Below are 18,028 nucleotides of genomic sequence, written 5' to 3' on the forward strand. Positions count from 1 at the left end.
GGGTCACCGCGCCCTCATCCGAGCTGCGACTGGACCTGCGCGGAGATCAGCTCCAGGTGGTCCAGATCCTTCAGGTCCAGGACCTGGAGGTAGAACCGGGTGGCGCCCAGCTCCGCGTACCGCCCGATCTTGTCGACGACCTCCGCGGGCGACCCGGCGAGCCCGTTGGCCTTCAGCTCGTCGACCTCCCGGCCGATCGCCGCCGCGCGCCGGCCGACCTCGGCGTCGTCCTTGCCGACCGCGACGACCAGCGCGTTGGACAGGACGATGTCGTCCGCCGCCCGGCCGGCCGACCGCAGCGCCTCCCGAACCCGCTCGAACTGCCGCCCGCTGTCCTCGACCGAGGCGAAGGGGATGTTGAACTCCGCCGCGTAGCGCGCCGCCAGCTCAGGGGTCCGCTTGGCGCCCATGCCGCCGATGATCACCGGAAGCGACGACTGCGCGGGCTTCGCCAGCGCCGGCGAGTCCTTGAGCTGGTAGAACGTGCCGTCGTAGTCGAAGGTCTGGCCGACCGGCGTCCCCCACAGTCCGGTGATGACGGCCAGCTGCTCCTCCAGCCGGCCGAACTTCTCCTTCGGGAAGGGGATGCCGTACGCGGTGTGCTCCGCCTCGTACCAGCCCGCGCCGAGCCCGAACTCGACGCGGCCGCCCGACATCTGGTCGACCTGGGCCACCTGGATGGCCAGGACGCCGGGCAGCCGGAAGGTGCCCGCGGTCATCAGCGTGCCGAGCTTGATCCGGCTGGTCTCCCGCGCGAGACCGGCCAGCGTGATCCAGGCGTCCGTCGGTCCCGGCAGCCCGTCCCCACCCATGGTCAGGTAGTGGTCCGAGCGGAAAAAGGCGTCGAAGCCGAGTTCCTCGGTTGCCTTGGCGACCGACAGCAGCGTGTCGTAGCTCGCCCCCTGCTGGGGCTCAGTGAAGATGCGTAGATCCATTCCCCCATCCTGCATCAGGTCCGCGGCCGTCCACGTCACCCCGAGTCGGCACGCGCGAGCACATGGACCCGGTCCTTCGCCTCGTCGACCGCGTCCAGCGCTTCGACGCACTCCCAGTAGGTCTCCTCGTCGCACGCCGAGGAGATCAGCGCGACCAAAGCGAGCCCGATCTCGCCGAGGAGGGTGCGCAGCGCCCGCAGGGTGTCGGCCGGTTCGCGGATCGTGCTCAACCGCGCGGCTCTGGGCGGGCCGACCCGCGTGGCCGAGACGACCGGCACGGGCCCGGCCCGCGAGACCGTACGCCCTGGGTCGCGCGTCGCCCCGCGCTCCCCGGGCCGCATGGGCCCGGTCGCGCCTTCGGCCGCACGTCCCCACATCTCCGCGAGCAGCCGTCCGATCGCCTCGGTCAACTCGTACGCCTGCCATGCCTCGGCGATGACGTCCTCAGGCTGCGGATCGCGGCTCATCGCCCGCTCCGCCTCCGCCACGAGCCGTGCAGCGTCCATGTCCTCTTCCCTTCTCGCGCACTCGCACGACGACTCGGTGCCGCCGTCTCATGTCACTCAGAGTGACACGGCGCAAGTGCCTGGAAAGAGGAAAATTCGGAACTGTGGAAAGCTTCTGGCTTGTGGATAACTCGGTCACTCGTCCGAGGGATCAGCGGGCTTCTGTCCACCACTCTCGGCCGGCGCCGGTTCCGGTACCTGCTCCGGTACCTGCTCCGGCACCGGAAAGCGCAGCTCGTTGCGGTCGATCTTCGCGGAGAGCGCGGCCAGCACGTCGATGTCGAGCACCGCGCAGAACTGCAGCAGATACGCCAGGACATCCGCGACCTCGTCCAGTACGCGGGCCGCCGACGCTCCACCGCCGCCTCCGTCCCCCTCCCCGGACATCACCGCCGCCGACTGCTCGGGGGTCAGCCACTGGAAGATCTCCAGCAGTTCGGCGGCTTCGACGCTCAGCGCGGCGGCGAGGTTCTTCGGCGTGTGGAAGGGCTCCCAGCGGCGCCTGGCAGCGAAGTCCACCAGGCGCTGCTGGAGTTCGGCGAGATCGTGTCGGTCGGTCACACGGACCGGTCTACCTCATCGTCACCGCGCCCGTCGCCTTCCCCCTCGTACCGCGCCGCCGATCCGCTGTCCGCGCCGTTCTCCCGTCCGGCGCCGATCGCGGCGGGAAGTTGCCCAACCGGAAGTTGCTCAACGGGGAGTTGTCCAGCGGGGAGTTGTCCAGCGGGGGCGGGGACGAACGCCGAGTCGAGCCATCCCGGTTCCGCGTGGCCGGGCACGTCGTCGACGGTTTCGGTGTGGACGTAGTCGCCGGGTTCGAATCCGCGGTCGTCGGGCCCTTCGTACCCGGCGTCGCCGTACCCGGAGTCGTCGTAGCCGGCATCGCCGTAGCCACAGGACTCGTCGCTCCCGAAACCGGAGTACCCGAAGTCGTCGTGCCCGGCCCGGTCGAACGGCGGCCCGCCGTAAGGAGAAGGAGAGGGCTCCGTCGGCGGCCTCATGGTGGGCGCGCCCGCCGACGACGTCCGCCGGTCCGGACCGGCTTGCGCGGGCACCCGCTCCTCCCTGACGGTTCCCGCGGGCGCGGGCCCCTTCCGATCAGCGCGGCCCGGGGAACCGGTGGGCCCCGCAACCGCCTCCCCGGCCTCCCCGACCGCCCCTACGTTCCCGGCACCCCCGGCATCCCCGACATCCGTCGGCCCGGCCGCTCCCGCCTCCCCCGCACCGTCCGTTCGCCCCGGTCCGCCTCCGCACGGCGCCTCTTCACGCGGCCCGCCATCCCCCGCCCCAGGCCCACCGCCCGGCCCCAGACCACCGAGATCCGCGGCCCCCTCCACGGCCGTGTCAGCGCCCTCCTCCCCGCACGCTGCTTCCTCCTCCACCGCCCTCTTCCTCTTCCGCGTCATCCGCGCCACCTCCGACCCTGCCCCCAGCTCCACGAGCAGGGCCCTGTCGATGGTTTCGGCGTCCTCCAGGTGAGAGGGGTCCTGCACGGTGCCCAGCAGCCGGATGTGGCCGCGGGCGGAGGCGAGCCCGGCCAGCCGGAGCAGTTCCCGGGCCTGTCGCCGGTCGACGCCGACGTCCAGCCCGTCGGCCACCACCGTCAGCACCTGACCGGCCGGCAGATGCTCGGTGCTGGTGTCCACGTCGAGCACGCCGGGCCCGGTCAGCAGCACCAGCGCCAGCGCCAGGAAACGCAGCTCGCCGTCGCCGAGCCGGTCGACCGGAACCATGCCGAGCCCGCCGCGGTCCACCGCGGCGATCACCGCCTCGACCAGCGGTTCACGGGCGCCCCCGGTCATCAGCGCGGGCAGCGCGGTCAGGCCGTGCACCGGCCCGCTGCACACCTCGCGCACCGCACCCACCAGCAGCCCGTGCCGGATGCTGCACTCGTGCTCGGTCCTGGCCAGCACCGCGGACAGGTTGTCGCACGAACCGCGCAGCCGCCCGTCACCCACCCGCACCGGACCGCGCATCACCTCCGGACGCGGCACGACCGGGAAGACGCCGCGCAGCGCGACGACCATCTGCTCGGCCGCCGCCAGCACCTTCTGCTGCCCCTCGGTGCTGCCGGACACGCGCAGCGGCAGCATCGGCGTGGCGAGCCGGTCGTCGGGGAGAGGCGCGCGGATGACCGCGACGGTGTCGCCGGTGTGCCAGGCCGCCTGGACAGTGGGGCGGGCGGGGTTGCGCAGCGCCGTGGTCAGAAGGGTCTCGCCGAGGCCGCTCAGCCGTTCGCCGACGATCCGCAAGGTCGGCTCGACCTGCACGGCCAGGTCGAGCCGGACCGGTCCGAGCACACCGTCGGCGGTGCAGCCGATACGGAAGCCGCGCCGCCCCTGCGCGTCGGGGCTCGCGTCCTGCGGCACACAGGCCGCCGCTCCCCCGCGGATGAACGACCTGCCCGTGCGCGACACCTCGAACACCTCTTGCAGATCGGCCCCCGAGGCGAGGCGGCCGAGTACGGCCAGACCTTCGAGGACGCTCGACTTGCCCGTGCCGCTCGGCCCGGACAGAAGCGTGACCGGGTCGAGCGGGAAAGTGGCACCGCGGTGCGATTTGAAGGCCGACAGCCGGAGTTCGGTGATCATCGGGCGCTGGGGGCTGCTGCTCATGGCCGCGAAGCTAACGACCGCCGGCCGCGCCGAACCGTTCCGGCGTACGTGCCCTACCTCGAAAGAGGGACATCCGGCATAGTCCGCATGGATTCAGGAAAAACAGACCTACAGCGGATCGGATCGCGGTGGTGCCCGAATCACCCCCGCCCCCGGGCCGCACCCCCACACGCGCAGCACTCCTCTGTACGCGCACCCGCGCGCCCGGGCGCACCCGCATCCGCGCACCGGCCCGCGCTCCCCTCCGCGCACCCGCAACGCCCTTGCGCAGCGCGGAACACCACCGCCACGCACCCTCGCGACTACCTTTACGGAGGTGACGAAACCCAGGACGCCGCACTCACCGAAGACCGCGGGCCCCGCGGACCCCGCGAGCACCGCAGACCTCGCGAGCACCGCGGACCCGTCCGCCACGCGCTACGTCGCGCTGCTGCGCGGCATCAACGTCGGGGGCCACGGACGCGTCCCCATGGAGACACTGCGCGGCCTGCTCACCGACATGGGCGGCACCGCGGTGCGCACTTACCTGCAAAGCGGCAATGCCGTCTTCACCCACGGAAAGGAGGAGGAACCGCAGCGTCTGGCAGCGGAGTTGGAGCAGCGCATCGCGAACGAGCTGGGGCTCACCATCACGTGCATGGTCCGGGCGGCGACGGACCTGCGCCGCGTGGTGGACGCCAACCCGTTCCCGATGGAGGGTGTGAACGGTTCGCGGTTCCTGGTGATCTTCCTGTCCGGGCCGCCGCCCCAGGACAAGCTGGCCACCCTGGACCCGGCCGTCTACGCCCCCGACGAGTTCCGGGCCGGTGAGCGCGAGATCTACGCCCACTTCCCGGACTCGATCCGCAACTCCAAGCTGGCCGCCCGCTTCTCGGACCGCTGGCTCGGTCTGGCCGCGACCGCGCGCAACTGGAACACGGTGCTCAAACTCGTCGAGCTCAGCGGCGTGTAGGCAGGCGTCCCCGTCCCCACCCGCACACTTCGCCTATCCGGCGGGCCGCCCCATCCCCTCGGCGAACCAGCGGGTGAGGCTGGTCGGGTGGGTGATGGCCGTGCCCACGACCACCGCGAAGGCACCCGCGTCCAGGGCGGCGCGGGCCTGCGCGGGAGTGTGGATGCGGCCCTCGGCCACGACCGGGACGGACAGCACCGCCGCCAACCGGGCGACGAGTTCGAGGTCGGGCCCCTCCGGGTGGGGCGCGTCACCGACGTGCCCGGAAAGAGTGGTGCCGACCAGGTCGGCCCCGAGTTCAGCAGCCCGCACGCCCTCCTCGTAACTGGAGACGTCCGCCATGAACAGGCGGTCGTCCTGGTGGACGGCGGCGACGGTCTGCTCCAGCCTCTCGCCACCGGGCCGCGGGCGGAAGGTCGCGTCGGCGGCCACGATGTCCGCACCGGTCGCCGCGACCTCGCGGGCGTGCCGCACGGTCGGGGTGATGTAGACGCCCGAAGTGCCGTCCTTCCAGAGGCCGATGAGCGGGACATCGGTCACCGCGCGGATGGCGCGCAGGTCGTCCAGGCCCTGAGCGCGCAGGCCGGCCGCGCCGCCGGCCAGTACGGCGAGCGACATCTGACGCATGATCAGCGGATCGCGCAGCGGCTCCCCCGGGTACGCCTGGCAGGAGACGATCAGTTGCCCGCGCAGGCGTTCCAGGATGCCGTCACGTGACCGGTGCCCTCCACCCGCGCTTCCGGGGCCCGGCAGGAGGCCGTCGGTGCCGCTCACACCAGCACCTCCCGTCCGAGGAAAGCGGCACCGTAGAGCGCCGCGTCGTCGCCGAGGGCGCCGGCGAGCACCGGGGTGGCGGCCACCGCGGGGAGGAGGTGGGCGGCCACGGTCGTCCGCAGCGGGTCCCACCAGAAGGGGCCGGAGCGGCTGACGCCGCCGCCGAGGATGACGAGGTCGGGGGCGAGGAGGTTGACCAGGCCGCCGATGGCCTCGCCGAGCGCGGTGGCGCCGGTGCGCAGGACCGTGCGGGCGACCGGATCGCCCTCCTCAGCAAGGGAGTTGACGTCCGGAAGGGTCGCGCCCGAGGCCCCGGCGAGTTCCCGGTAGGCGGCGGTCATCGCCGGTCCGGAGGCTGCGGCCTCCGCGTGGCCGCGGCCGCCGCAGGGGCAGGGCAGTCCGGCCGCGGCCGGCACCGGCAGGTGGCCCGCCTCGCCGGCCGCGCCGCCGGCCCCGTGGTGGACGCGGCCGCCGATCAGGACGCACCCGCCCACCCCGGTACCGACGGTGAGGAGCAGGACGCAGGTGTGGCCGGCGGCGCGGCCGAGCCAGTGTTCGCCGAGCGCGTGGGCGTTGACGTCGTTGTCCACGGCGACCGGGACCTGGAGCCGGGCGGCGAGCTGCCCGCGCAGGTCGGTACCGCCCCATCCGGGCAGCGCGGAGGTGGCCGAGCGGACGCGGCCGGTGTGCGGGTCGATGACGCCCGCGCTGCCGACGCCGACGGCGGCCACCGGTCGGCCGAGCCGGGCCACCGCCCGGGCCGCCGCGTCGAGGACGGCGGCAGGCCCCTGGGCGGCGGGGGTGGCGAGCGAGGTGCGGTCGAGCAGCGTGCCGTCGGGCGTGATCAGGGCGGCGGCCGTCTTGGTGCCGCCGATGTCGACACCGGCGAGCAGGGTCACCGCAGCCCCGTCTCTTCGAGGATGGCGGCGATGCGGCCGGTCTCCTCCGCGGTCAGCGGGCGCATCGGCGGGCTGACGGTGTTGGCGGCGATCACCCCGAGGACGGCGAGTGCGGTCTTGAAGGCGCCCAGTCCGGCAGCGGTCCCGGAGGCGTCCGCCGGGTCGGCCGCCTCGACGATGCGGAAGAGCCGGGCCAGCCGGTCCTGTTCGGCGCGGGCGGCGTCCCAGTCGCCGCGCGCGGCCGCGTCGTGCAGCCGCCGGTACCCGCGCGGGTCGACGTTGCCCAGGCCCGGCACCGAGCCGTCGGCGCCGCCCAGCAGCATCGCGTCGACGACGACCTCGTGCCCGGTCAGCAGCGCGAACCCGGACTGCCCGCGCAGGTCGAGGGCGAGTTGGCGGAAGGACACGTCGTCGCCGCTGGAGTCCTTCACACCCGCCAGGACGCCGTCGGCGGCCAGCGCCAGCACCAGCTCGCGGGAGAGCTTGCTGTGCACGCACACCGGTATGTCGTAGGCGAGCAGCGGCAGTTCGCAGGCCGCGGCGATCTGCCGGAAGTGCCGGTCGATCTCCGTGGGGTGGGTGCGGGTGTAGAAGGGGGCCGTCGCCACGATCGCCTCGACGCCCTTCGCGGCCGCCGACCGGGCGCGCTCGATCACCTTGTTGGTGGTGGTCTCGATGGCGCCCGCCAGCACCGGCACCTGGCCCGCCGCGGTCTTGACCACCACGTCGAGGACCGTGTCCTGCTGGTCGTCGGTCAGGTAGGCGACCTCGCCGGAGCTGCCCAGCGCGAAGAGGGCGTCGACACCGCCGTCGACGAGGTGCCGGACCACCCGCTCCAACGACACGGTGTCGACGGTGCCGTCGGCGGTGAGCGGTGTGACGACGGGCGGGATGACTCCCGAGAAGGGGGCGGTGCGGGGCTTCACGAACTGCTCCTTGTGGCGGGCCGCGTGGCGGGGTCGGTGTCCGCCGACGCGGGACGGGATGCGGGGTGGGATACGGGACGGGAGGCGTGACGAGCGGAGGGACTTGGCGCGGCATCAGGTGCGCCGACCGGCGCGGCGGCCGATGCGACGGCCGGCGCGGAGTTCTGCGGGTGGACGCAGTGCCAGCGGTGCGCGCCGTCCTCGGTCGGCGCCGGGAAGACGTCGGCGCACGCGTCGTCCGCCTTCCAGCAGCGGGTACGGAACGGGCAGCCGCTCGGCGGGCGGATGGCGGACGGGACCGGCCCGTTGAGCACGATCCGATCGACGGTCTCCAGCAGGCTGGGCGTCGCGGAGAAGAGCGACTCGGTGTAGGGGTGGGCGGGTGTCCTGGAGACCTCCGCCGCCGGGCCCTCCTCCACGATCCGGCCGAGGTAGAGCACCGCGAGCCGGTCGGAGAGGTGCCGGACGGTCTGGATGTCGTGCGAGATGAAGACCATGCCCAGGCCCAGTTCGGCGCGCAGGTCCATCAGCAGGTTGAGCACCTGGGCGCGGACCGACACGTCCAGCGCGCTGGTGGGCTCGTCGGCGACGATCAGCTCCGGCCCCAGCGCCAGTGCCCGGGCGATGGCGACCCGCTGGCGCTGCCCGCCCGAGAGCCGACCGGGCAGCGCCTGCACCGTGTGGGCGGGCAGCCCGACCAGGTCGAGGAGTTCGACGACCCGGCGCTCCCGGTCGCGGACCGTGCCGCGCCGGTGCACGTCCAGCGGGTCGCGCAGGATACGGCCCACCGGCATGCGCGGGTTCAGCGCGGTCGAGGCGTCCTGGAAGACCACCCCGACCGACGCGCCGAACTCGGTACGGCGCCGGGCGGCGGGCAGACTCCACAGGTCCTCACCGCGGAAGAGCACCCTGCCCTCCGTGGGCCGCTGCAAGCCCGTCAGGACCCGGGCCAGCGTGGACTTGCCGCACCCGGACTCCCCGACCAGTCCGACGATCTCACCGCGGTCCACGGTCAGTTCGGCCCCGGTCAGGGCGTGGACGTGGTCGTGCCCGAACAGGCCGCCGCCCCGGGCCCGGTGCCGGACATGGACGTTTTCGAGCCGGATCATCGTCCGCTCCTTTGCAGCAGTACGGGTTCGGCCGGGTGGTGGCAGGCGAAGCCGTGCGGGCCCGCCGGGGCCGGTGCCGACGCCGGTTCCCCGGCCGCGCGGCCGCCCAGCACCGGCGCCGCCGTGCGGCACAGCTCCGTCGCCGCGTCACACCTGGACGCGAACCGGCAGCCGGCGCCGAAGTGCTGGGGCGCCGGCACCACACCGCGCACCTGGTGCAGCCGGGCCGCCCCCGACTCCAGCGAGGTGACGGAGCCGAGCAGCCCGCGCGTGTAGTGGTGGGCGGGGTCGGTGAGCAGCGCGCGGGTGTCGCCGGTCTCGGCGACCTGCCCGGCGTACATCACCGCGACCCGGTGGGCGAGCCCGCTGACCAGCGCGAGGTCGTGGGAGACCAGGATCATCGCGAAGCCCAGCTCGTCCCGCAGCCGGACCAGCAGTTCGACGATCTGGGCCTGCACGGTGACGTCGAGCGCGGTGGTCGGTTCGTCGGCGATGAGCAGCCGCGGGCTGCGGGACAGCGCCATCGCGATCAGCACCCGCTGGCGCTGGCCGCCGGACAGCTCGTGCGGGTAGCTGCGCAGGGTGCGGTCCGGCGACAGGCCGACCAGTTCGAGGAGTTCGGCCGGGGTGCGCGTGCCGCCGCGTGCGGTGAGCTGGCGCAGTTGGCGCCCGACCAGCACGGACGGGTTGAGCGAGGACATCGCGTCCTGGTAGACCATCGCGATCTCGCTGCCGGCCAGAGCGCGGCGCTGCCGGGGAGCCATGCCGAGCAGTTCCCGGCCGCGGTACGCGATGGAGCCGCTCGCCTCGGCGTTGCGGGCCAGCAGGCCCATCACGGCGAGGCTGGTGATGCTCTTGCCGCAGCCGGACTCCCCCACCAGACCGAGCGTCTCGCCCTCGCGGACGGTCAGCGAGATGCCGTCGACCACCGGCACGTCGCCGTACCGGTCGGGGAAGCGGATCGCCAGGTCGCGGATGGCCAGCAGGTCCGGCGCGTCGGCCGCGACCGGGCGGATCGCCGGCGGGCGCTCGGTCATCCGCTCGGCGAGCAGGACGAGACTGCGCTCGACGGCCGCGCGGGCGTCGCCGCCTTCCACCGCGGTGGCCTCGGCAGCGCCGCCCTTCGCGGAACCGCCCCCGGAGGCGGCCTGCACGCTGCCGCCCCCCGCAGCGGCGCCCGCCTCGGCCCCGGCCCCCGGCGACGCCGACGCGTCCGTCAGCCCCTCCGACAGCACGTTCAGCGCCAGCACCGTGACCAGCAGCACCAGCCCGGGGAAGAAGGTCGCCCACCAGCCGCCCGACAGCAGGATCTGCCGGCCGTACGACAGGACGTTGCCCCAGCTCGGCTCGGGGTCCTGCACCCCGGCGCCGATGAACGACAGGCTCGCCTCGAAGATGATCGCCTCGGCGACCAGCACCGTCGCGAACACCATGACGGGCGCGGCGCAGTTGACCGCCACGTGCCGCACCACGATGTACCCGCGCCGCGCGCCGATGACCTTCTCCGCGGCCACGTAGTCCTCGCCGTACTGCGCGAGCACGTTGGCGCGCACCACCCGGGCGAGCGAGGGCACGTACACGAAGGCGATGGTGAGGATGAGGACGGGCACGCTGGAGCCGAAGACGGTGACCAGGACGGCTGCCAGCGCGATCGGCGGGAAGGACATCACCACGTCCAGCACCCGCATGACCGTCTCGTCGCCCCACTTGGGCGAGGTCGCGGCGAGCGACCCGAGGAGCGCGCCCGCCAGGACGGCCACGGCCGTCGAACCCAGGCCGATCACCAGGGAGTAGCGCGCGCCGTAGACGACCCGGGCGAAGATGTCGCGGCCGAGCCGGTCGGTGCCGAACAGGTGGTGGACGCTCGGCGCGTCGACCGGCACACCGGTGGTCAGCGGGTTGTCCGCGATCAGGGGTGCGCAGATCGCGGCGAGCGCCACGACCACCAGCACGGCGAGCGCGATCCGCGAGGCCGTGGGCAGGGCGCGCAGGCGGATGCCCGGGCGCGAGAGTGTGGCCACGATGCGTCGCGGGCCAGTGAACAGGAACATCTCACACCGTCCTGATGCGCGGGTTGACCAGCAGGTAGAGCAGGTCGACGACGACGTTGACGACCAGGAAGGCGAGCGCGATCGTCAGGACGGTGCCCTGCACCAGGGCGACATCGCCGCCGGTGACGCCCTCCAGGATGAGCTTGCCCATGCCCGGCAGGTCGAAGATCGTCTCGATGACGACCGCGCCGCTGAGCAGGTAGCCGACCTTGACTCCCAGCACGGTCAGCGGCGTGACCAGCGCGTTGCGCAGCACGGAGCGTACGACCAGCAGCGGTGGCAGGCCGTTGCCGGTGGCGGTGCGGACGTAGTCGCGGTCGAGTTCGGTGACCATCGAGGTGCGGATCAGCCGGGCCAGCGAGGCCGCGACCGGTACCGCGAGCGAGATCGACGGCAGTGTCATGCACTTCAGCCAGCCGGTGAAGGAGTCGCCGGGGCTGACGTATCCCCCGGTCGGGAAGAGCGGGCTGTCCAGCGCGAACCGCTGGATCAGCAGCACGCCCAGCCAGAACGACGGCACCGCGACTCCGGCCATCGACAGCACCCGGATAACGTGGTCGGGCCAGCGGTCCCGGTACACCGCGCCGACGACGCCGAGCACGACGGCCAGCACGATCGCCAGCGCCAGCCCCAGCAGCGTCAGTTGCAAGGTGAGCGGGAAGGCGACGGCGATGCGGTGGGCGACCGGCTGGCTGGGCGGCACCGTCACACCGAGGTTGCCGTGCAGCAGTTGGACGATGAAGTGGTAGTAGCGGACGGGCAGCGGGTCATCGAGCCCGTTCGCCCGGGCGAACGCGGCGCGGGCGGCGGCGGTCGAGTTCTCCCCCAACGCGTTGTAGGCGGGGTCCGCGGGAGAGAACTGGAGCACGACGAAGACCAGCAGGGTGATGCCGAGGATCATCGCCGGCATGATCGCCACGCGGCGCAGCGCGAGCCGGAGGAATGCGAACATCGGGTGTTCCTAGCGGTAGGTCCTGGACGACGAACGGTGCGGGCCGGCGGCTGGTGCGGCAGGAGCCGGCCCCGCGGGTCAGGACGGGGACACACCGAGGAACGACAGCCCGGTCGTCGGCACCGGACTGAACCCGGCCAGCGCGGACTTGTTCCAGGCGGTGGGCAGCTTGCGGTGCAGGATCGGGTAGAGCGGCACCTGGTCGGCGACGATGTCGTTGACCTGGGCCCACAGGGCGGTGCGCGCGGCGGTGTCGGCGCTGCGAGCGGCCTGGTCGAGCAGCGAGACGACCTGCTTCCCCTTGGCGGTGCCCGACCAGTGGTAGCGGGTCTGCGGCCAGGTACCGACGTAGAACCAGCGCATCAGCAGGTCCACGTCGTTGCCGAACACCGAAGGGTCGCCGGGTGCGACCAGCAGGTCGTAGTCGCCGGTGTCGACCTTCGCGTACTGGGCCGAGGACTGGCCGATGTCGAGCGTGGTCCTGACGCCGGCCGCGTCCCAGCTCTCCTTCACCAGCGGCGCGATGTCCTGCACCCAGGAGGTGTCGGTGGTCAGCGCGGTCACCTTCAGGGCGCTGACGCCGGCGGCCTTCAGCAGTTCCCTGGCCCTGGCGGGGTCGTGGCCGTAGACCGTGCTCGCCTTGACGTAGTCGGGGTGGCCGGGCTGGAGGTAGCCGCTGGCCGCGGTGGCCTGCCCGGACATCGCGGTGGCGATGATCTTCTCGGTGTCCAGCGCGTAGTGCAGGGCCTGGCGCACCCGGGGGTCGTCGAACGGCTTCTTGGCGCAGTTGAACATCAGGAAGAGGTTGCCGAAGGAGGCGGCCGACTCGACCGTGGAGGTGCGCTTCAGGCCGGCCATGTCGATGTACGGCACGTCCTCGATGGCCTCGACGCGGCCGGACTCCATCGCGCTGACCCGGGCGGAGGCGTCGGAGAGCAGGTTCCAGGTCATCGAGGCGGCCTTGGCCGGGTAACGTCCGTTGTACTTGGCGTACTTCCTGAAGACGATCTTGTCCTCACGGGTCGCCGACACCAGCGCGTACGGACCCGAGCCGACCGGTTCGGCGTCGAACGCCTTCTCGTCGGCCTGCACGATCTTCTTCGGGACGACCTTGACCACCGATATCCGCGACGGGAACAGCGCGAAGGGGTACTTCAGCGTGAACTCGACGGTGTGCGTGTCGACCGCGCGGGCGGCGTCGAGGAAGGGCAGGAACTGCGCCATCAGCGAGGCGTTCTTCGGGTCGAGGATGCGCTCGACGCTGAAGACGACGTCGTCGGCGGTGACCGCGGAGCCGTCGTGGAAGGTCGCGCCCTCGCGCAGCGTGGCGCGGTACGTCGTCGCGTTCACCTTGGCCGGCATCGCGGTGGCCAGCGCCGGGCGCGCCGACAGGTCGACCGGGTTGAGGTCCACCAGTCCCTCGAAGATGTGCCAGTTGGCCGCGACCGGGGTGGCGCCGGAGGAGGTCATCGGGTCGAAGCCGGTGGAGAGCGCGTACGAGATGCCCGCGGTGATCGTGTCGCCGCCCGCGCCGCCGTCGGTGGCGGCGCCGCTTCGCGTGGTCGAGGCGGGGCCGCCGCAGGCGGCGAGGGTGCCCGTGAAGGCGGCGGCCGCGCCGACCGCCCCGGAATACCGCAGGAATGCGCGGCGATCGACTCTGGCGGGCGTCCGTCGAGAAGACACAGGAACCTCCGGAACAGGAAGGGACGGCAAGGCGAAGCAGCAGGGGCGGGCGGTGGCCGGGCGGCCGGGCGGAGCCGCCGCACGGCCGCTGGGCGGCCGCCGGGTGGCTTTCCGGCGCGGGTGAGCCGAACATCGAGAACACCCTGCGCAACATAGGACATCAGATGTCTGATGCCTGGTAGGGTGGACCGTAGTCGTCAGGACGAGAGGGGTCAAGGGGTGGACGCAAGTCGCAACTCCGGCAGCGGGCGGGGGCGCCGTCTGCTGATGCACGAGGTCAGCGAAGGCATCAAACGTTACATCTTGGACAACGGGCTCCGTCCCGGCGACCCTCTGCCGACCGAGAACGAGCTGTGCGAGGCACTGGACGCGAGCCGCTCCAGCATTCGCGAGGCCGTCAAGACCCTGGATGTCCTCGACATCGTCGAGGTGCGCCGCGGCCACGGCACCTACGTGGGGCGGCTCGGGCTGTCGGCGCTGGTGGAGAACCTGACCTTCCGCGGCCTGCTGGACCGCGACGACGACATGCAGCTGATGCTGGACCTGGCGGACATGCGGGAGCTGTTCGAGCGCGGCATGGCCGACCGGATCGTCGCCGCGCTCGACACCGCGGACCTGGACACCCTCGACGGCCTGGTCAGCGACATGGAGGCATCCGGCAGCGGCGACGGGACCGGCTTCGTGGAGGCCGACCGCACCTTCCACGCGCTCCTGGTCGCCCCGCTCGGCAACGAACTGATCGGCCAGCTCTCGGCCGCGTTCTGGGACGTGTACATCATCGTCGCCCCGCACCTGAACGGGATCAGCCGGGCCGACGAGGTCGAGACCGTGCACCACCACCGCCGCATCGTCGAGGCCGCCCGCGCCCGGGACGCGGCGGCCTTCGCCACGGCCGTCTCCGACCACTACACGCCGGTCCGCCGCCGGATCGCGGACGCGCGGACGGCCGGTGCGCAGGACGGCGGAATGCGGGGCGGAACGCAGGACGGCGCAACCCGGGAGGCCGGGGCCGAACAGGCCGCACCGCAGGAGGGAACCCCACGCCGGAAGGCCCCCGCCTCCCGCGAGACCCCGCTCGTCGCGCCCCGGCGCACCAAGCACCGGCTTGACGCCGCCGAAGGCTCCGCCTAGATTCCCGCCGGACAGGGACATCAGACATCAGATGTCCCGCCATCTTCCTCGCGAGGAGCCGGCATGCCCCTGACCGACCTCACCCTGGCGGAGTGCCTGGACTACCGCGCCCGGCAACCCGCGCCCGCCGGATTCGACGCGTTCTGGGCCCGGACCCTCCAGGCGGCCGAACAGGCCGCCCGGCCACCGCGCTTCGACCCGGTGGACGCCGGGCTCGCCGCCGTACGCGTCCTGGACGTCACTTTCTCCGGGCACGGCGGCGAGCCGGTCCGCGGCTGGCTGCGGCTGCCCGCCGCCCCGGCCGGGGCGCTCGGCTGCGTGGTGGAGTACCTCGGCTACGGCCGCGGCCGCGGCCTGCCGCACGAGAACCTCACCTGGGCCGCGGCCGGCTACGCCCACCTGGTCATGGACACCCGCGGCCAGGGCTGGTCCGCGGCGCCGGGCGCGACCCCCGACAGCGGCGGCAGCGGCGACGGCCCGGTGCCGGGCTTCCTCACCCGCGGCACCGGCCGCCTCGACGACCACTACTACCGGCGGCTGCTCACCGACGCGGTGCGCTGCGTGGCCGCCGCCCGCAGCCATCCCGAGGTCGACCCCGACCGCGTCGTGGTCACCGGCTTCAGCCAGGGCGGCGGCATCGCGCTGGCGGTGGCGGGCCTGGTGCCGGGGCTCGCCGGCGCCATGCCGGACGTCCCGTTCCTGTGCCACATACGGCGCGGCGCCGAGCGCGCCGCGCTGCCGCCGTACACCGAGATCGCCGCCTACCTCGCGCTGCACCGGGAGCGCGCCGAAGCCCTGTTCGCCGAACTGGACCACTTCGACGGCCTGCACTTCGCGCCGCGCGCCACCGCCCCGGCGCTGTTCTCGGTGGCGATGATGGACCAGATCTGCCCGCCCTCCACCTGTTTCGCGGCCTACCACGAGTACGCCGGCCCCAAGGAGGTGGCGGTCTACCACTACAACGGCCACGAGGGCGGCGGCGAGTTCCACCGGGCCCGGCAGCTGGCGTGGGTGCGGGAGCGGCTGGGCACGGGCCCGGCCGCTCCCGCACCGGTGCTCAGCGGTCCTGCTGCGCCCAGTCGAGGGTGAAGTCGGCGAAGACAATGCCGCCCGTGTCGCCGATCTCGTACAGGTCGGCGACCGCCCCGCCGCCGAGTACGGCGAGCGTCGAGTAGCCCGCGGCACCGGACTTGACGAGTGCCTGGCGGGGCCAGCTCGCCCCGTCGTCGGAGCTGACCCGCACGGTGAGCTCCGAACGGCTGGAGGCGGAGGCGTTGTTGCTCATCACCGCGACCGAGGTCGTCTGCGGCGCGCCGCCCGCACCCACCTGGGTGGGTGCCAGGTACGCGATCTCGTCCGCGTTGCAGCCCGGGTCGACCAGCCCGGAGTTCCAGGCCGGACCGAAGGCGCCGGCCACGTCGGTCGCGCCGGAGGGCGAGGCGTCGCCCGCGGTGGCGTACCAGCGATTGCCGCCGCTGTTGGAGCGGAGGTTCTGCACCACCTTGCCGTCGCCGCGCTGGAGCACCTTGCTCTCGTTGACGCCGGTGGCGGCCGCGGGGCCGGCGTGCCAGGTGGCGCCGTGGTCGTCGGAGTAGATGTCGGCCGCGTGGTCGGCGCCGTCCTGCCGGTAGACGATCGGCTGCACCAGGCGGCCGCTCGCCAACTGGATGCCGTGCCCGGAGGAGGCGAACATCCCCGCCCAGGCCACGTCCTTCACCTGCGGGTTGAGGTCGACCGGGGCACTCCAGGTCGCCCCGCCGTCGGTCGAGGTGATGTAGCGGATGTGCATGGCGGTGGTGTCGGTGGCGGAGTCGGAGCCCGCGGCGGAGCCGTAGTAGCCGACGCCGGGGGCCGGCGAGTAGTTGTCGAACAGGTAGATCGTGCCCTGGCCGCCCGCCGTGCGGTCCACCACCAGGCTCGGGTCGCCGTACCCCTCGCTGGTGGTCGGGGCGTGCAGCACCACCTTCGCCGCGGACCAGGTCGCGCCGCCGTCGGTGCTGCGCCGCATCACCGTCTGGATGTTGTTGTCACCGCCGCCGAGGTCGGCGGAGCTGTCCACCCGCGCGTCGGCCACCGCCAGGATCGTGCCGGTGTTGGTCACGGCCATCGCGGGGATGCGGACCGAGGTCGCCGTGCCGGTGTACGTCTCGTACGTCGAGCCGTCGGACGACAGCCGGTTGAGGCCCTGGATCGCGGTCGAGGTGCTGAAGAGCGTCTGCGCGTTCATCCCCGGTGTGCCGCTGGCCAGTCCGCAGGTGGCGGTGCCGGACTCGGTGCGGCTGAAGCCGCTCGCCGTGGTGGTGGTGAAGGAGTAAGCGGTGCCGCTCGCGACCGTCCACAGCAGCGAGTCGTCCGAGGCGCCGGCCGCGACCGTACGGGTCCAGGCGCTGCCGCTGCGGCCGGGCCAGGCGACGGTGAAGTCCTGGGCGGCGGACGAGTGGTTGACCAGCGTCATCCGCAGGACGTTGCCCGGGCAGTCCAGGCTCACCTGCGCACCCAGCGCCGCGCTGCAGTCGAGGGTGCCGGCCGCGGTGGTGTCCAGGCCCTGCGGGGTGGTGACGTGGAAGGAGTAGGCGGTGCCGCTGGTCCGGGTGAAGTACAGGTCGGTGCGGTCGCCGGCCGCGACCGAGGGCGTCCAGGTGCTGCCGCCGTAGGCCACGGTGAACGTGGTCGCCGCCGCGGTCGGGTTGAGCAGTTCCAGCCTGATCCGGCTGCTGTTGCAGTCCTGACTGGCGACCGCCGCCTGCGTGCCGGTGGCGGCGCTGCCGGGCGCCGCGCTGGCCAGCGGCGCGACGAGCGCGGCCAGTACGGCGACCAGCAGCAGCACCAGCCGCGGCGGCGAGGTCCTCCGGCGCGGGAGGTGGACGCGGGAGGGGTGCGGAGCGTTCGGGGGTCTTCCGGTCACAGGGTGCTCCTCGGGGTGGGGGTGCCGGATCGGCGAACGGGAGGCGGGGGGCGCTGCGCGAGCACCAACTCCCGTCGAACATAAGACGACTGACGAAAGACATCTGATGTCTGTCGTCCGGGACCCTATGAGCGCCCCGCACCCCCGTCAAGAGCCCCGCCGCCCCGCCCGGCGATCCCTTGGGGGCATGCCGACCAGGCGGGGCGGCGCAGCAGGGCGCCCCTCCGGGCCGGACGTCAGGACAGGGGGAACCAGCCGGACAGGCGCTTGGCGATGAGCGGTAGGTCGACGGTGTCCTGCGCGACGTCCTCGACGAACGGGCCTGCGGTGGAGACGGGCGGCGGGGCGGTACGGGCGGCGGCCCCGTTGAAGCGCAGGAAGACGCGCATCGCGAGCCACGCGGTCCGCTTGTTGCCGTCGATCAGCGCGTGGTTGCGCGCGACGGAATGCATCAGCGCCGCCGCCTTCTCGTGGGGCGTGGGATACGGCTCGACGCCGAACACGCTGGTCCGGGGCCGCTCGACCGCCGACACCAGCAGCCCCATGTCGCGCACGCTGCGGTCGGTGCCGTTGACCGCGCGGGCGATCAC

General features: G+C 73.0%; 14 protein-coding genes and 2 pseudogenes. 3 read left to right on the plus strand and 13 right to left on the minus strand.

Annotation, left to right across the window (positions count from 1 at the left end):
• Nucleotides 1–14 precede the first annotated feature (14 nt).
• From AC3EVP_RS14465 to AC3EVP_RS14480, 4 genes and pseudogenes are all read right to left on the minus strand, one after another.
• Nucleotides 15–935, minus strand: coding sequence for an LLM class F420-dependent oxidoreductase (locus AC3EVP_RS14465; protein ID WP_435130101.1), 921 nt, complete (start codon nucleotides 933–935; stop codon nucleotides 15–17).
• Between the two features lie 35 nt (nucleotides 936–970).
• On the minus strand, nucleotides 971–1,441 hold the full coding sequence (locus AC3EVP_RS14470) for a DUF6099 family protein (RefSeq protein ID WP_435130104.1): 471 nt from the start codon (nucleotides 1,439–1,441) through the stop codon (nucleotides 971–973).
• A gap of 135 nt (nucleotides 1,442–1,576) precedes the next feature.
• Nucleotides 1,577–2,002: a nucleotide pyrophosphohydrolase gene (locus tag AC3EVP_RS14475; protein WP_435130106.1), complete on the minus strand. Its 426-nt coding sequence runs from the start codon at nucleotides 2,000–2,002 to the stop codon at nucleotides 1,577–1,579.
• Nucleotides 2,003–2,892: 890 nt separating this feature from the next.
• A pseudogene (locus tag AC3EVP_RS14480) lies at nucleotides 2,893–4,056 on the minus strand (AAA family ATPase); the annotation flags it as partial.
• Between the two features lie 316 nt (nucleotides 4,057–4,372).
• Here AC3EVP_RS14480 and AC3EVP_RS14485 point away from each other — a divergent pair.
• Nucleotides 4,373–5,008 carry a DUF1697 domain-containing protein gene (locus AC3EVP_RS14485; RefSeq protein ID WP_435130109.1) on the plus strand — a complete coding sequence of 212 codons (636 nt, stop codon included), beginning with the start codon at nucleotides 4,373–4,375 and terminating at the stop codon, nucleotides 5,006–5,008.
• Nucleotides 5,009–5,041: 33 nt separating this feature from the next.
• On the opposite strand, the gene AC3EVP_RS14490 is transcribed toward AC3EVP_RS14485, so the two are convergent.
• The 7 genes from AC3EVP_RS14490 to AC3EVP_RS14520 all read right to left on the minus strand — a co-directional run bounded on the left by AC3EVP_RS14490 (nucleotide 5,042) and on the right by AC3EVP_RS14520 (nucleotide 13,402).
• On the minus strand, nucleotides 5,042–5,782 hold the full coding sequence (locus AC3EVP_RS14490) for an N-acetylmannosamine-6-phosphate 2-epimerase (RefSeq protein ID WP_435130112.1): 741 nt from the start codon (nucleotides 5,780–5,782) through the stop codon (nucleotides 5,042–5,044).
• Entirely contained in the window at nucleotides 5,779–6,681 is a 903-nt protein-coding gene (locus AC3EVP_RS14495; RefSeq protein WP_435130115.1) for an ROK family protein, read from the minus strand. Before AC3EVP_RS14495 ends, AC3EVP_RS14490 begins: the two co-directional genes overlap by 4 nt.
• Complete coding sequence (locus tag AC3EVP_RS14500) at nucleotides 6,678–7,607, minus strand: dihydrodipicolinate synthase family protein (RefSeq protein ID WP_435130118.1); 930 nt, start codon at nucleotides 7,605–7,607, stop codon at nucleotides 6,678–6,680. Before AC3EVP_RS14500 ends, AC3EVP_RS14495 begins: the two co-directional genes overlap by 4 nt.
• On the minus strand, nucleotides 7,604–8,716 hold the full coding sequence (locus tag AC3EVP_RS14505; protein ID WP_435130121.1) for an oligopeptide/dipeptide ABC transporter ATP-binding protein: 1,113 nt from the start codon (nucleotides 8,714–8,716) through the stop codon (nucleotides 7,604–7,606). Before AC3EVP_RS14505 ends, AC3EVP_RS14500 begins: the two co-directional genes overlap by 4 nt.
• Complete coding sequence (locus AC3EVP_RS14510; RefSeq protein ID WP_335979038.1) at nucleotides 8,713–10,767, minus strand: dipeptide/oligopeptide/nickel ABC transporter permease/ATP-binding protein; 2,055 nt, start codon at nucleotides 10,765–10,767, stop codon at nucleotides 8,713–8,715. Before AC3EVP_RS14510 ends, AC3EVP_RS14505 begins: the two co-directional genes overlap by 4 nt.
• Nucleotide 10,768: 1 nt before the next feature.
• The gene (locus AC3EVP_RS14515) at nucleotides 10,769–11,719 is read right to left on the minus strand and encodes an ABC transporter permease (RefSeq protein WP_435130124.1); all 951 of its coding nucleotides are present in this window, start codon (nucleotides 11,717–11,719) and stop codon (nucleotides 10,769–10,771) included.
• Nucleotides 11,720–11,797: 78 nt separating this feature from the next.
• Nucleotides 11,798–13,402 carry an ABC transporter substrate-binding protein gene (locus AC3EVP_RS14520; protein ID WP_435130127.1) on the minus strand — a complete coding sequence of 535 codons (1,605 nt, stop codon included), beginning with the start codon at nucleotides 13,400–13,402 and terminating at the stop codon, nucleotides 11,798–11,800.
• A 267-nt stretch (nucleotides 13,403–13,669) separates the two neighbouring features.
• Between AC3EVP_RS14520 and AC3EVP_RS14525 the strand changes: the two are divergent.
• Together AC3EVP_RS14525 and AC3EVP_RS14530 are read left to right on the plus strand one after the other, a co-directional pair.
• Nucleotides 13,670–14,356, plus strand: a pseudogene (locus AC3EVP_RS14525) (FadR/GntR family transcriptional regulator); the annotation flags it as partial.
• 240 nt (nucleotides 14,357–14,596) lie between these two features.
• Nucleotides 14,597–15,622: an acetylxylan esterase gene (locus AC3EVP_RS14530; protein WP_435130130.1), complete on the plus strand. Its 1,026-nt coding sequence runs from the start codon at nucleotides 14,597–14,599 to the stop codon at nucleotides 15,620–15,622.
• Here AC3EVP_RS14530 and AC3EVP_RS14535 read toward each other — a convergent pair.
• Together AC3EVP_RS14535 and AC3EVP_RS14540 are read right to left on the minus strand one after the other, a co-directional pair.
• Nucleotides 15,591–17,438: a sialidase family protein gene (locus AC3EVP_RS14535; RefSeq protein WP_435130133.1), complete on the minus strand. Its 1,848-nt coding sequence runs from the start codon at nucleotides 17,436–17,438 to the stop codon at nucleotides 15,591–15,593. The two genes, AC3EVP_RS14530 and AC3EVP_RS14535, sit on opposite strands and share 32 nt — an antisense overlap.
• A gap of 236 nt (nucleotides 17,439–17,674) precedes the next feature.
• Complete coding sequence (locus tag AC3EVP_RS14540) at nucleotides 17,675–18,028, minus strand: type II toxin-antitoxin system death-on-curing family toxin (protein WP_435130136.1); 354 nt, start codon at nucleotides 18,026–18,028, stop codon at nucleotides 17,675–17,677.

Source organism: Actinacidiphila sp. bgisy144 (assembly GCF_057708105.1).